The organism is Pedobacter sp. SAFR-022, from assembly GCF_051965375.1.
Classification (GTDB): Bacteria; Bacteroidota; Bacteroidia; order Sphingobacteriales; family Sphingobacteriaceae; genus Pedobacter.
The window spans coordinates 135,784-150,658 of record NZ_JBQCME010000002.1 but is presented as its reverse complement, the minus strand read 5'-3'; the positions used below and the strand labels follow the sequence as shown (position 1 = coordinate 150,658).

The 14,875-nt window shown below is 42.5% G+C and carries 14 protein-coding genes; 1 reads left to right on the top strand and 13 read right to left on the bottom strand.

Going from position 1 to position 14,875, the window contains the following annotated elements; genetic code table 11:
• Positions 1-2 precede the first annotated feature (2 nt).
• The 10 genes from xseB to spt form a co-directional block, all read right to left on the bottom strand.
• Complete coding sequence (xseB, locus tag ACTHQF_RS06475) at positions 3-206, bottom strand: exodeoxyribonuclease VII small subunit (RefSeq protein WP_440429168.1); 204 nt, start codon at positions 204-206, stop codon at positions 3-5.
• The gene (xseA, locus tag ACTHQF_RS06470) at positions 206-1,552 is read right to left on the bottom strand and encodes an exodeoxyribonuclease VII large subunit (protein ID WP_440429166.1); all 1,347 of its coding nucleotides are present in this window, start codon (positions 1,550-1,552) and stop codon (positions 206-208) included. Before xseA ends, xseB begins: the two co-directional genes overlap by 1 nt.
• A gap of 109 nt (positions 1,553-1,661) precedes the next feature.
• Positions 1,662-2,600, bottom strand: coding sequence for a phosphatase PAP2 family protein (locus tag ACTHQF_RS06465; protein WP_440429163.1), 939 nt, complete (start codon positions 2,598-2,600; stop codon positions 1,662-1,664).
• On the bottom strand, positions 2,600-3,178 hold the full coding sequence (locus tag ACTHQF_RS06460) for a sterol desaturase family protein (protein ID WP_440429161.1): 579 nt from the start codon (positions 3,176-3,178) through the stop codon (positions 2,600-2,602). Before ACTHQF_RS06460 ends, ACTHQF_RS06465 begins: the two co-directional genes overlap by 1 nt.
• Before the next feature lie 48 nt (positions 3,179-3,226).
• Entirely contained in the window at positions 3,227-4,516 is a 1,290-nt protein-coding gene (locus ACTHQF_RS06455; RefSeq protein ID WP_440429159.1) for a DUF4833 domain-containing protein, read from the bottom strand.
• Between the two features lie 13 nt (positions 4,517-4,529).
• Positions 4,530-7,082 (bottom strand): DUF5686 family protein, encoded by a 2,553-nt coding sequence (locus tag ACTHQF_RS06450; protein WP_440429157.1) that lies wholly within the window; start codon positions 7,080-7,082, stop codon positions 4,530-4,532.
• Between the two features lies 1 nt (position 7,083).
• On the bottom strand, positions 7,084-7,458 hold the full coding sequence (locus ACTHQF_RS06445) for a GtrA family protein (RefSeq protein WP_440429155.1): 375 nt from the start codon (positions 7,456-7,458) through the stop codon (positions 7,084-7,086).
• A 6-nt stretch (positions 7,459-7,464) separates the two neighbouring features.
• A complete protein-coding gene (locus tag ACTHQF_RS06440; protein ID WP_440429153.1) occupies positions 7,465-7,914 on the bottom strand; it encodes a phosphatidylglycerophosphatase A family protein in 450 nt (149 codons plus the stop codon).
• Between the two features lie 9 nt (positions 7,915-7,923).
• Complete coding sequence (locus ACTHQF_RS06435; RefSeq protein ID WP_440429151.1) at positions 7,924-8,907, bottom strand: NAD-dependent epimerase/dehydratase family protein; 984 nt, start codon at positions 8,905-8,907, stop codon at positions 7,924-7,926.
• Positions 8,908-8,942: 35 nt separating this feature from the next.
• Positions 8,943-10,148, bottom strand: coding sequence for a serine palmitoyltransferase (gene spt / locus ACTHQF_RS06430; protein ID WP_440429149.1), 1,206 nt, complete (start codon positions 10,146-10,148; stop codon positions 8,943-8,945).
• Positions 10,149-10,406: 258 nt separating this feature from the next.
• On the opposite strand from spt, the gene ACTHQF_RS06425 reads away from it, so the two are divergent.
• Positions 10,407-11,093, top strand: a complete 687-nt coding sequence (locus tag ACTHQF_RS06425; protein ID WP_440429147.1) for a DUF4397 domain-containing protein — start codon at positions 10,407-10,409, stop codon at positions 11,091-11,093.
• 247 nt (positions 11,094-11,340) lie between these two features.
• On the opposite strand, the gene ACTHQF_RS06420 is transcribed toward ACTHQF_RS06425, so the two are convergent.
• The 3 genes from ACTHQF_RS06420 to cls form a co-directional block, all read right to left on the bottom strand.
• The gene (locus ACTHQF_RS06420) at positions 11,341-12,630 is read right to left on the bottom strand and encodes an NAD(P)/FAD-dependent oxidoreductase (RefSeq protein WP_440429145.1); all 1,290 of its coding nucleotides are present in this window, start codon (positions 12,628-12,630) and stop codon (positions 11,341-11,343) included.
• 61 nt (positions 12,631-12,691) lie between these two features.
• The gene (locus ACTHQF_RS06415) at positions 12,692-13,318 is read right to left on the bottom strand and encodes an HAD family hydrolase (protein ID WP_440429143.1); all 627 of its coding nucleotides are present in this window, start codon (positions 13,316-13,318) and stop codon (positions 12,692-12,694) included.
• 101 nt (positions 13,319-13,419) lie between these two features.
• Positions 13,420-14,874 carry a cardiolipin synthase gene (gene cls, locus ACTHQF_RS06410; protein ID WP_440429141.1) on the bottom strand — a complete coding sequence of 485 codons (1,455 nt, stop codon included), beginning with the start codon at positions 14,872-14,874 and terminating at the stop codon, positions 13,420-13,422.
• Position 14,875 lies beyond the last annotated feature (1 nt).

The window sequence follows — 14,875 nt, the reverse complement described above, 5'->3', positions numbered from 1 at the left end:
GATCACTTCGAATCGCCTTCCATTTGCCGGATGATATTTCCAACTTCATCTTCGGTCTGCCGAAGTTTCTTCTGACAATATTCGATCAGGAATGAAGCACGCTTAACCTTCTCAGACAGAACATCTACAGAAACTGCCTCATTTTCTATTTCTCTTGTTATTTCTTCCAGCTCTTTAAAAGCGGATTCGTAAGTCAGGTTTTCCATTATCGCTTTGTGGTTGATGATACAATTGCTTTGACTTCTTCTGTGGCACGTGTAATGGTAATTTCCGCGCCTTCTGGTAATTCATCCTCGTTACGGACGATCTTGCCATTGATCTTGATCATGGCAAAACCCTTGTTTAAAATTTGCACTGGGTCCATTAATCTAATCATGGTTTGATAAAGCAGTAGCTTCGCCTGCTGTTGCTGAATCAGATTCGCGGTATGTGAAGCCAAGCCTCTTTGCAACTGTTGTAGGCTCCGTTCCTTATTCTGCAACAGCATTCCGGGAACAACAAACATGGCGCCGGAAACCCTCGAAAGGGTGCTTTGTAAATGCTGCAGCAAACCAAGCACATCACTTACAAAATACGACTTAAGGGAGGCAAGTCTCCGTTGCTGGAACTGAAAGGTTTGTTGCGTCTTGATGATGACTCGTTTCTGAGTCTGGATCAGCCGCTCCTCGAAAAGCCGGTTATTCGCCAGGATGAACTCTGCCACTTTAGTTGGCGTTTTAAGGGCGGTGTTGGCCATGAGATCAGAAATGGTTTCGTTCTTCTGGTGCCCTATTCCAGTGATAACTGGAATAGGAAACTTCGCGATTGCCCTGCTAAGGTCGTAATTATCGAAAATCAGGAAGTCCGTTTGCGCCCCTCCTCCTCTAATCAGAATGACCGCATCATAGGCCTTCCCGGATTCGTAAATATCTACCAGTCTGCTTACTAAACTTCGAGCATTTGCCTCTCCCTGTACCGGAGTAAAGTAGTCATCAATCCGAAACTTATAGTTCCATGGATTATGCTCCAAAGTATGTCTGAAATCCTGGTATCCCGCCGAAGTGTCTGAACTCAGTACCGCAAGATGTTGAATCACCGGCCTGAGCACATGGCTCTTGTTCCGCGTGTGATACTGATCTCCAACCTTTTGAATGAACTCCGGATTACGGCTCAACAGCAGCTCCAAGGTTGCAAGCCGCATTTTTTCGAACTGTCCCAGGGTAAAGCTGGTATCAATATCAAGCAAATTCAGCTGCAAGCCGAATGCGGGTGTATATTGCACCATGACCAGTACCAGAACATGAACGTTATTGCTAAACCGTTGACCTGTGCTTCGCTCGAAGTTGGTTATTCTAAGCGCACCTGCACCCCAGGCTCTGCCCGCAATCTTCGCAACAATCCTGGAGGACTGCGCTTCCTTTTCGACAAGTTCGAAGTAATGATAATTGTTGGAGGCCTTATAGGTATGATTGGTCACATCGGCAACTACCCAAAAAGCATGGCTACCGAAAGCATCTTCGATATTCCTTTGAATTTTTGTAGTAAGCTCCGAAAGTTTGATGTGTTTTTCCAATACCTGGCCTCGATTACTGCTTCAATCAAATCTAAATATAATAGATCAGATTGGACATAAGAAAACTAAAAATAATAGCAATATCCGTAAGCGATATTATGCCTGTTGATTAAGCAATTGCCTTCGCGTAACGATCTAGCAACCGCTTTAAGCCAGAATTCGCAATAAGGTAATTGAACAACCAAATTGCAATAATTGCACAGCTAATCCCGGCAATTACATCTAAAAGATAATGGTGACTGGTGTAAATTGCGGTAAACCAAATGCCAAGCATTACGACGGTAAAGAAGGCATTAAACCATCCTAAACGGTTTTTAATGCCATAATAGACTACAATTACCGGATAGGAAGAATGTAACGATGGCATCGCAGCAAAGACATTCGAGCTTTTGCTATAAATAGATGCAAAAATCGGTGCGTTAAAAAAAGCATCAAACCGCGCCAAACCGGCTGTATTACCTGGCGTATTGGCGATAAACTCATAACCGTGCTCCTGAATGTACCATGGCGGTGCCGCGGGATACAAATAGTAGATTACAAATCCGATCAGGTTAACCAGCACAAAGCTTAGCGAAAAATAAAGAAACTGCGTCCTGTTCTTAAAGAACAGAAAGGCTGCAAACGCTAATGGAACAGGTATCCACATCAGGTAAAAAAAGCCACTCACCACGTCAACAATGGTTAAATGATGTAGCTTAAAATACTCGTTTGGTGTAAGTACCACCCCACCGTCCCGGATGCCAAATAAACTTTTCTCCAGATTGTATAACTCTGCCGTACTCACCTCGTGAAAGCGGTAGTTCGGCAAGGCCTTCATATAGTCGAATATAATCCAGTAGACTATAAAGATCGAAAATCCAAGGATGAACTTCCGGGTAAATACCGAGGCGTAGTAACAGACATTGAAGATCATGATCAGGACAACCTGGTCAGACTTAAAGCCAATAAGAAAATAGGAAATTACCAGATAAGCTAACGAAAGCCCGGTAGTAACTAAAAAGTCTTGAATTGAGTAGAGGGTGTTCCTGCTGGAATAAGTTAGCGACATTATTTCTTAATAAAATTTGACCCGAGGATCTTATCCCAGAAATCAGAACTCACACCATACCCTTTGGTTGAATCTGAGTAATGGTGAAGCATGTGGTGCTTTTTCAGCTTCATCCAGAAAGGACTCTTGAAGCTTGCATGATGCAAAGCATAATGTGTCATATCGTAAATCAGGTATCCAGTGATGAAACCCAGAAAACATGCAAATACAATTTGTTCAGGCAAAAGGTAGTAGAACAAAGCAAAGAATAACGCTGCAAGTGGGATACTTGCCGAAGGCGGCATTACCAATCGTTTTGCGTCATTTGGGTAGTCATGATGTACACCATGGAAAATAAAGTGTATACGTTTGCCGATCTTTGAACTCGGATAGAAATGAAATACATACCGGTGGAGTACATATTCTGTGATTGTCCAGACGAACAAACCGAGTAAGGTATATCCAATAAAGGTAAGTATGCCCATATTTTGCACGAAGAGCGCCTCCCAAGTTAATATGCCGATTACCGGAATGAACACCACCAGTGGTACCCAAAAGTGGACTTTTGATAAACTTTCTAAAAATCCATTTTTAAACATTCTGACAGATTCAGAAGAATTTGAAACAAAATTCCTTTTCATTTTAATCTATATTTTCAATCTTTCAACAATAGGCGCTTGGGTCTTGGCGTTCATGCCGGTAAGTTCAACATATCTGACGTTTGGTAACCAGTATGATCCGCCCTCAATGCGTACAAATACACGATCTAGCATGATCCTCTTGTTATTAGCATCAATGTAAACGTGATACTTTTTATCTAAAGGAGAACGCTTCAGGTATAAAGGCAGCTTTTTATGAGACACAAATCTTAATTCATATTCGTCATTTCCCAAAGCTTTGGTCTGCAAGCCGTAGGCGAACTTGCGTTGCACGTAACTTAGATCTTCCTTCTGGCCTTTGTCTGCATAACGCAGCCAATAGATATTCACTGGCTTTTCAGGATCTACCTTACCATCCTCTTTCAAATTCAACTCGTAGATAATTGTATTCGTATTTGGATCCCGCTGTAGGTGAAAAAGCTCATGCGCTACGCCTTTCGGCGTAGGGAACTTTAATGGAGATGGATTACTATTATCTGCGGTCTGGGCAGCTGCAGAACCAGCAAACATCCCAGCAAAAGCAATTAACACGATCGCCACAACTTTCGAAAGTGGTGCTTTACTTTCCTGTTTTTCTTGCAGGTCTAAGGCTTTCTTTGCATCCCTGAGCCTGTTTATGGCAGTGATGTTAGTCATGAATGCCATGATTGTAATTGGAATGGTAAAGATCGACATCGTTTCAAAAATCTGGACAGGAAGGCCTGGGATATAGACTTTGTAATCTCCGCCAATAATAGAGCCCACAACACCACAAAGAATCGCACAGATCCCAATGGTCACTACCCGCTCCGGCCGCTGCATCAAACCACCCTTGCATTCAATGCCGAGTCCTTCAGCCCTTGCCCGGGTATAGCTCACCATCATCGAACCAATCATTGCAATAAAGGCGAACAAAGAACTCAAGAAGTAATGGTGTGAAACCAGATAATAACAGATGCCCAGAAAAAGAATCAGTTCACTGTAACGGTCGAGCACCGAGTCGTATAATGCACCGAACCTGGAACTCATATTTCCAAGGCGTGCAACCTGGCCGTCAAGCATGTCGAACAAGCCGGCGAACAACACGAGTGCACCAGCCCAACCAACGAAATCAAGATCTCCACGATTGCTGCGCTCCGCCCCGAACACAAAAATGACCGCTACGCCAATATTTAAGAAAAGGCCGATGGTAGTCACCGCATTCGGTGTTAAACCCATCTTGATTAAGCCCTTAACAAATGGATTTATCACCAGGTAAATTCCCTGTTGTAAGCGATCTCTGGTTGATACTGTTTGCATTATTGTATTTCTTTTAAAAGTCAAATTTAACCATTGCGCGGATACCATATTCGGATACCACTGGGTGATCCAGATAACTGAAACGTTTTACAACATCTACACGGAAAAGTTTAAAAATGTTTCCAATTCCTAAACTGCCTTCCATGTAAGGTTCCCTGTTCAGCGAGTAGGTTGTTTTAACGCCTTCGCTATTTACTGGAAACTGCAGCAATGATGCATCACGATTCGGGTTGTTCTCGTCTCTTAAACCACCATAGATGATTTTAAACGAAGCGATTTCCCGTAATTTCAATTTCTTCAGCAAAGGTACTTTATTAAAAAAGAAACCATTAAAATTATGATCAATATTAAGGCTCGCATACCGGTCACTCACAAACTCCATAAAGTTCATCAAATTGTACGACCTAAGCTGGAAAGCGTAGGTTTGGTTTGCGCGATGGATGGTGAGCAGCGGATACGGCAACTTACCGAATATGTAACCACCCTCAACAATAACATCGGAAAAGCCTAGTTGAGAAAGATAAAAACGCTTCTCTATACTTGCATTAATATTGTGATAGCTGTAATCCCCTCCAAGTACGTCATCTAATCCAGCTGCATATCTTAGGTTATAGACCGGATATTTGTCGATGATTGGTGTACGGTATAACTTCCCTTGATAAAACTTCTCATTAGGCGCATACCGAAGTGAGATCCCAACCTCGGAAGTTGTAATATTGTCAATCAGATTCGGCTGGCCATCGAGGAAGTTCGTAAACGCCAATACTCCACCCGGGCGCTGCGTCCACTTTTTAAGTGTCACATTGTATGAAAAGTGGTTTTCATATTCTTTCATGTATTCCAGCCGGTAGAAATCATTATAAAGCAACACGTTGTTCTCTCCCCGTTTAAACGATAACAAAAAGTTATTCTCCTGCACAAATTGTAATTCCTGACCTGGAATTTTGGTGTCTCTCTGGAAACTTGCTCGCACATAATGTTGTGGGAAGGTGTAAACGGACTTATTGTTCAGCGAGTATGTCCCACTTAAGAAATATTTCCACTTTTCATCACGAAGACCGTAGGCTGCATAAGTCTCGAAATAATAGCGCTTGCTTAAAGCTGTAGTGGTTCGACCTCCAAGGCGTAGCCTTAGCCCTTCCACGTCATTGAAACTATAAAAGGTATTCACTGGACCTACTTCAAATGGTCCAAAGTCTTTGTAGCCTGCAAACAGTAAAGTTACCAGATCCATCGTTTTCTGGAATGACTTCATGTTGTTTAGGGTATCAATATTTTGGTATACTTTCAGGTTAGCTTCAGACAAAGTGTCGGCGCGGCTGGAAGCCCAGAACTCGTCTGATTTCTTAGCCGCTTCAGGCGCAACAACAACTGCATCTCCTTGAAAAATCTGCTCGGGCTGTGGAGTGTTAATCTTATATTTTGTATAAGCCACAGTACGCTCTCCTGTAAAACCTCCACCCTTGTTCTGATTTATCCCAAAGTCAACAACAAGATTACTCTTCCCAAGGTGATAGCGGTTGTCGGAGTTCTTCTCGAAATTCAACGTCGCTTCCAGTGCACGAACAAAGTTCAAATTGATGTTTTTGTTTACCGTCAGGTAAGCATTTTTAACTGCATACGTGCCATCAAGCGTAACATACATCTTACCTTCAAACAGGAAGTCCGTATTATTCCTTGGAATAAAAGACAACTCTACCAGATTAGGCTGTTGCGTTTTAATGGTATCGGTTATGAAGAACTTGTAAAAAGTTGGAGAGGCATCTGCAATGGGACTTAAAAACTGATTGCTCAATAAGGAAATGTTGTTTGCGTAGATGTCAATATCCGCGTACATGCGCTCGAAATATTGGCTTAGACCCTTGTTGTCAATCAAAGCATTATCAAAATTCACCTGCTTATTGGCGAGTACAATCGTCTTTTTCTTATCCGGATCGCGCTGCAGATAATGCTGCGACAGCTTCTCTTCCATATAGACTGGTAGAATATTCTTACCTCCTATTTTGGTCGAATCCTGCTCTTCAAATAAAAACTGATAATTTCTGAAGATCCGCTTTTTCTTGAACTTTTCAGACAGGTTACTAAGCGAGAACATCATGCGCTCGTATTGTTCAAATTCGATAGCCTTATAGCGCTCGCCCCGGTTAATTGCTTTATTGTCGATAACCTTGCGGATCAACTCCACTGCGGGGTTTTCTTTGTTACGATATCTTGGACGTTTGCCTGCAGTCACAACCACTTCATTCAGGTTGGTGGCTTCTGGCATTAGTTTAACAGAAATCTCCTGACTTTGTGCAGGCGTGATGGTTACGAATTCAGGCTTGTAGCCTACGTAGCTAAATTGTAGGGTATTGTGGGAGGCAGTGCTGCTGATAGTGAAACGTCCATCAGCATCTGTTCTGGTCATAATCGATGTTCCTTTAAATAGGACAGTAACATAAGGCAATGGGTCCTTATCTTTTGCATCAGTTACAATACCCTTGATTACCGTGGTTTGCGCTGAAACATTTATCGCTAAGAAAGATAGTAAGAACGTAAAGACGAAAATTAATCTAATATTTTTCATTTTATATGAATACAAATTTTTTCTGCATCAGGTAATTATAGGGAACACCTATCACACCTGATACAAGGATCTTTGGAAGAACATAATTACTGAGTTGAAAGTAATGCGTGACCAGATAAACCCCTGATGTTGTTAAAACCAGATTACCAAACCATACAATGAAGTATTTGATCGCCTGATTTTGAATTTTCCCCTGTTTAGAATCAAAAACCCAATTCCTTCCAATTAGAAAATTCGCAATTCCCCCTACTGTCGTTCCTGTACCACTCCCCAGTATGACGCCAAAGTTAAGCACATGTTTACAGACTATTGTGGTAAGAAAGTCAAGAATTGAAGCGGATAAAGAAGATACCTGTGCTTTTACGAATGTTGCCACGACGATTTAGTTAAACCTGATGAAAATTTGCAATACCATATTGGCATAAATGCCAGCCAGTACATCATCAAACATCACGCCCCAACCACCTGGCAGAGCTTCCATTTTTCTAATAAATAATGGTTTCAGAATATCGAAGAACCGAAAGAGTATCAGTCCGATAAGGATATTTAAGGGTGTTGCAGGAACCCAAAGCAAGGTGATGCACATGCCGGCCACCTCATCGATAACAACCCGGTTATGATCTTTACCCCAAACTGGTTCTACCACATTGCCTGACCAGATCCCCAATGCGATAATCATCACCGTTGCCAAAAACGCAGGCAGAAAGCCTTCAAAGCCCAATGTGGATATACCATACCATACAATAGCGGTCACAACTGCAGCTGCAGTTCCGGCCCCTTTGCCGATATACCCAATACCCAGGCTCGTTGCCGATAGTTTATGAAATAACATTTAATTAATTTATAGCCATTGATGCTCTTTGTACCACTTCATGGTTTCTGCCAGACCTTGCGCTAAATTATACTGCGGTACATACCCAAGCTCCATCCGCGCTTTTTCCACATCACATATCCAGTTCACCGCTGTCAGCTCTGCCAGCTTTTCCTTGTTCAATGCCGGAGTGGCAGTACTTTTGGCATAAAGTGCATCCAGCAAGGAAGCCAGAAGCCGCACCAGGATCAAGGGTATATGAAACTTAATTGTCTTTTTTGAAAGAAGCGATTTCGCATAATCTGCTAAGGCAAACCGGTCGTAAGCCTGACCATCTGAGATGTTATAGCTTTGCTGCGTTAACGAAGACTCAAGGGCCCTTAAAATTACAGCAGCAAGGTCTTTCACGTAAACAAAACTCAAACGTTGGTCAAAACGGCCTATGTATGGTTCGAGACCTTTGTTTATACTGTTAAAAAGAATGAATATATCCTTCTCACGTGGGCCATAAACTGCAGTGGGCCGAATCACCAAGAGCGGCAGGCCGTCAATCTCCTTTAGGTAGCGCTCTGCCTGAAGTTTGCTGACCCCATAACTGGTTACCGGTTTTGGCGACTGGTTTGCAGTAATGCGGCCGTTAACATCTTCCAACGGACCAATAGCAGCAAGGCTACTCACAAAAACAAACTTTTTAACCTGCGTACCCACCGATGCTAAAGCCAGATTCCTGCTGTATTCCGCATTAATTAAATTATAATCTTCAAGGCTTTTTGCTTTGGTCGTACCGGAAGCATGAATGATGTAGTCGTAGCCATTTTCAAGGATATCCTTACGCATTGCCTCTACGTCTCCATAGTTCAGATGCGTATAGTTAACATCAAATGCTTTTAGATGATCTACTGAACTGGATCGTCTTACTGCTGCATAAACGTTGTAGCCGCAGGCAAGTGCCTGCTCAATCAAATGATAGCCAACAAATCCGCTTGCACCAGTAATTAATACCTTTTTTTGCATAGACCCTGTATAATGGTATTAATTCAAGATCAGCACTAAATGCTCACTTTTGCCATAGGCACTTCTACCTGTTTAAATGCATCGTAGAGTTTTGCAACAGCCTCTTCAATCTGCTCAAAGGTATGAGTAGCCATTAGCGAAAAACGAATTAATGAAGAGTCAGACGGTACCGCTGGAGAAACAACCGGGTTCACAAATATGCCGTTTTGGTGCAGAATATTGGTGATCTGAAATGTCTTATCATTATCGCGGATATACACAGGAATAATCGGACTGTCGGTTGCACCGATATCAAAACCAGCGTCTAAAAGAAGCTTTTTAGCATAGTTGGTATTATCCCAAAGTTTATCGATACGCTCTGGCTCAGACTCGATGATATCTAAAGCTGCAATAACACTGGCAACCGCAGAAGGCGGCATACTAGCGCTAAACATCAGTGAGCGCGCACGGTGTTTGATATATTCAACAGTTTCTTCAGAACCGGCAATGAAGCCACCTAAAGAAGCCAATGACTTACTGAAAGTACCCATGATCAGATCTACCTTATCTACAAGATTGAAGTGAGATGCGGTACCTGAACCATTAAATCCAATTACACCAAGCGAGTGTGCATCATCCATCATGATGTTTGCACCAAACTCTTCAGCAATTTTAACGATCTCCGGAAGGTTTACAAGATCCCCTTCCATACTGAAGATACCGTCGGCTACGATCAGCTTTGCCGATTCTTCAGGTAGTCTGCTTAGCTTTTTACGAAGATCATCCATGTCGTTATGCGCATATTTGATCGATCGTGAGAAGGAAAGCCTGCTACCATCTATGATAGAAGCATGGTCATATTCATCCAAAATAAGATAATCGTTACGGTCAAGCAGACAGGAGATCACACCCAGGTTAACCTGAAAGCCAGTACTAAAAAGTACCGCCGCCTCTTTACCAACGTAATTTGCCAGTCTTCTTTCCAGCTCCAAATGAATGTCCAACGTGCCGTTTAAAAATCTGGATCCAGCGCAACCCGTGCCGTATTTATCGATAGCTTGCTTTGCAGCTTCCTTAATCTTCGGGTGATTCGTTAATCCTAAATATGAATTAGACCCAAACATTAAAACTCTTTTGCCATCAATGATCACTTCGGTGTCCTGAGCTGATTCTATTGACCTAAAGTAAGGATATAAACCCCTTTCTTTAATTGCTGTCGCATCTTTGAATGACGCGATTCTATCTTGTAATTTTTTACGCATGCTTGAACCGTATAATACTGCAGTTGGAAAAATATATCTAGTAGGCCCGTTAATCAAGATTAAACACGTCCTGCTTGAAAGCTTAGACTAAATATATTAAAAATATGTTAAATTATGAGGTACAAAAGTAAGGCATTCTGCTACCATTTCGACGTATAATTAATAATTTTTTTGTCAAAAATAGGTTCTGCCTGGCTGTAAGTTTTATAACTAAAAGAAAAATCCATTTATTGCTACCTTTATGGATTAATTATTAACATGAAAAAGACATTAACTTCCGTACTTATACCCTTTATCGCATTTCTCAGTTTTCTTTTGGGTTCATGCAAAAAAGAAGCAAATTTTTCCCGCCCGATTTCGTTTGTGGCAGTATACAATGCCACAACTAATCCCTTGAGTTTTGAAATTGGTGGTGAAAGCGAAAATAGCAGTGCCATTACAGCCGGAGGAGCAAGTGCGTACATTGGCGTTTATGAAGGACCATGGAACTATCTTGCTACCCTGGCGAGCGATCCGCCAGTGACAGCAACAGCGAATGTCAACCTTGTTGGTAATGAGCATCAATCCATTTTTGTATTAAGGTCTGATTCCTTGGAATTCTTTACGCTTAAAGATGATCTTAGCATCAGGAACCCCAACCGGGCATTGGTAAGGTTCATCAACCTCTCTCCAGATGCAGCCGATTTAACGTTACAGTTGGTGCTGCTAGATACAAGTCCAACATTTGAGCATGTGGCATTCAAAGCGCCTACACCATACCAGGAATTTGATGAGAAAACCAGCTATACCGTGACGCTTAGGAATGGCCTTACTGGAACTGATGTGCTGCCCGAAACATCCTATACTTTTGAAAGAGGAAAAATGTACACCATCTGGGCAAGTGGAAATCTAGCCGGTACTACCCCTGCAGACAGAATTAAGCTGACCTTAACGGAGATGCGATAAACATTACCGCCTACCCTGCTTAAGAATAAAGGCGACCAGAATTATGGCGACTGCCAAACCCGATATACCCGGGAAAAGAATAAATAGATAAAGCAACCCGCTTATGGCTATAACCACTAAAATAAACAGCAGCCCTTTAACGAAGGTCTCCATTTTAAAAGCTGCGATCAACGCAAATACGTAAAACGTAATGGCTAGTAGATTTATGAACATAATGCAAAGATGCTTTATCTATGTTAACTCAATGTTAAGTTTGATCTGAATTTTCATGACCAGGTTTAACAATAACCCTTAAAGACTGGTCTTTCGTCGTGTAAGATACGAACCAGTTGTAAAAAGTTTTGACTTTATTTCTGAAATTGATCAAGGATACCAGATGAACAAATAACCAGGCCATCCATGCAATGAACCCGTTGAAGTGTATTTTTGGCTTAGGCAGATCGGCTACAGCCTTAAATCGTCCAATGATCGCCATAGATCCTTTATCATAATAGACAAAAGGCTTAAGTGCTTTACCTTCTGCTACGTTTTTTAAGTTTTTTCCAAGATTAATGCCCTGCTGAATGGCGACCTGAGCAACCTGGGGATGACCACTTGGAAATGCCGGATCTGTGGTCTGAAGACAAGTATCGCCTAAAGCATAGATATTCTGTGTACCATCAACCTTGTTAAACGCATCAACAAGCATTCTTCTGCCACGTCCATAAGATTCTTTCTCAATACCATCAAACACGCTTGCGGTAACGCCTGCTGCCCAGATTAAGGTCTTGGCCTCGATGGTTTCGCCGGTACTGAATTCAACCACATCATTATTAAAATCTTTAACCATGCAGTCGAGTTTAATGTTCACGCCCATCTGCGTCAGGGTCTCGTAAGTGTACTTTTGAGACTTTTCGCTCATAGGTGCTAAAACCGACTTTAAACCATCTACTAAATAGATTTCGCCGTTGCTACCGATGAGTTCCGGGTAATCTTTAGGGATAACCAGTTTTTTCATCTCTGCGAACATTCCGGAAATTTCCACTCCGGTTGGCCCACCACCCGCAACAACAATGGTTGTAAGCTTCTTTCTGATCGCTGGATCCGGTTCACGGGTTGCCTTTTCTAAACGTTCAAGCAAGGTGTTACGCATGTAGATGGCGTCCTGAACGGTCTTCATTGGAATAGAATTCTTTTTTACGTTCTCCATTCCAAAGTAATTCGTTTCCGTACCTGTCGCAAATACCAGGATATCGTAGTGTAGCTCACCAGTATCAAGAACCAGCTTGTTCTCTGCCTGTACCACCCTGATCACGGTGCCCATCCTGAAATTGAAATTATTGCTCCCGCGAAATAACTTCCTGAAAGGATAACTGATGTTTGAAGTTTCCAGGTACCCCGTTGCCACCTGGTACAGCAGCGGCGGGAAGAAGTTATAGTTATTTTTATCAACCAGGGTGATCACATAGGAATTATGTTTTGCCAACTCTTTAGCAAGATTCACCCCCGCAAATCCACCTCCAACAATAACTACCCGTTTTAACTCGGTATTAATCATAAGTATTCTATTTTAATATATCTTTATCCAAAATCGAACCATAAAGCCCTTCGCCCCCGCATCAGAATAGGGATGACGACTGCTGTAAATTCAACAGGATTTCCTTAGTCGATTCGAAACTGGTGTGCTGGAAAGCTTTGATGCCTAAATTTTCTGCAATTTTAACAAACATTATCCGGTCGTCAAAATAAACGCACTGCGCTGGCGTAGCTTGTGCAATGCCCATGGCCAGTTTGAATATCGCAGGATCGGGTTTGCGCAACTTTACCTCACAGGACGAAATGAAGGCATCAAAACACTTGTGGAGCTGAAATTTCTCCACCCGGTAGTCGTTTAATTCCTTGCCTTCATTATTGATCGAGATGATTCTAAAGCCACAATCCTTCTTCCATTCTTTGAGCCAGGCCAGCATATCCGGAAGTTCAACTGACTGGGCATAAATGAATTCCTTGAAGTCCTGCCTGGGAAAATTTCGGGGCTTATGAAAGATCACGGTGTCCAGATAGTCGTCTAAGCTGATATGGCCAATCTCGTAAACATTAAATATGAAATTATGCAAGGCGTTAATTTCATCGTAATCGAGACCGAACTTTTCAGCGGCTGTTGCTCTGGATTCATGGCCCCAGCCATTTGATAATAAGATACCGCCAATGTCGAAAAATAATATTCGTAAATCTTGTTTATCCATAATTGATGACTTGAATGGGAACACATTTCAGCTTTCCACGTATTTCTGCTGCCGCATATAAAACACAGATGTTTTATAACAGTTTCGAAAATCTCAACAGATTACAATAATGGCGAAAACAACCTTGCTACTTTCTCGGGAAATTGTTTTAGGATGCTACGATGCTGCCAGGCTTCAAGGTTAATCCGCTCGGCGTCAAGCAGATCCTGATAGAACACTTCGGTAAGCTGTTTGCCGATCCGGGTATCATAAATAAGACTATTCACTTCGAAGTTCAGGTCAAAACTTCTATGGTCCATGTTTGCTGTGCCGATCACCGCCAGCGACCGATCAGCAACCAATGTCTTTGCATGCACAAACCCTTTCTTATACAGGTAAATTTCTACGCCGGCACGCATTAGGTTTTCATAGTACGACCGTGCTGCCAGGTCTACCATCTTCGAGTCTGACTGGTTTGGCACCAGCAACCGCACCTTTATTCCACTAAGTGCAGCTACGGTCAGGGCATCCAGCAAAGTTTCACCGGGGATAAAGTATGGCGTCGTAATCAGAATCTCGCGTTCAGCTATTCCGATCGCTTTAACGAGGGACAACATAATGGTTGGATCATCGGAGTCGGGGCCACTTGCTGCAATCTGGACCAAAGCACCCGGCTGCTCCGGAACATCGCTGTTAAAGAAATCGCGGTCGGGGTCAAGCTCCTGATCAGAACAGAAGTTCCAGTCACATATAAAAAGATATTGCAGGTAATACACGCCTGGGCCGGTTATTTTAATATGGGTATCCCGCCAAAAATGCTCTCTGGCGGCACCTGGCTTATTGATATAGCGATCGCTGATGTTGATGCCGCCGGTGTAGCCAACGTTGCCATCTATAACAATGATCTTCCGGTGGTTCCGGTAATTGAGCCGGTTTGCCAGGGCGATAAAAAAGATCCGGTAAAAGGGATAAGCTTTCACGCCTGCTGCCAGAAGCTCCGGCACGATGGTCTTCCGGATTGATCGGCTACCAAAATCATCATAGATAAACCTTACCTCCACCCCTGCCTTTGCACGCTCAATCAGGACATCTTTTATGGCATTTCCGATCTCATCGTCTTCGAAAATATAGTATTCCATGTGTATGTGGTTCTTTGCCGCCTTCAGCGCTGCAAGAACAGAAGCAAACTTTTCTTCACCATTCAACAGGATCTCCACCTGATTGTTGGTGCTCAGGCTGCTCCAGTTGCTGTTCAACAGTAAGGTAAAAAGCTTTTTATATTTTTTCAATTCTGGGCCCACCGTTTGCCAGCTTTCAGCTGAGGTGCGGAAAATGCGCGTTTTAACTGTACGCATCAAAGCTTCATCCTTGAAAATTTTCTTACTATAAAGCTTACGCTTGCGGTAATTTGTACCAATCACGAAGTAAACAATCATGCCTCCAATTGGCACGAAGATGGTCAGTAATAAGTAAGCAAGCGTTTTGCTCGTAGATTCAGTTTCATAAATGATTCGGAGACAAACGGCGGCAATTCCAAGAACGTAAACAATCTCTGCAATTAACAACCAGTTTAGCATG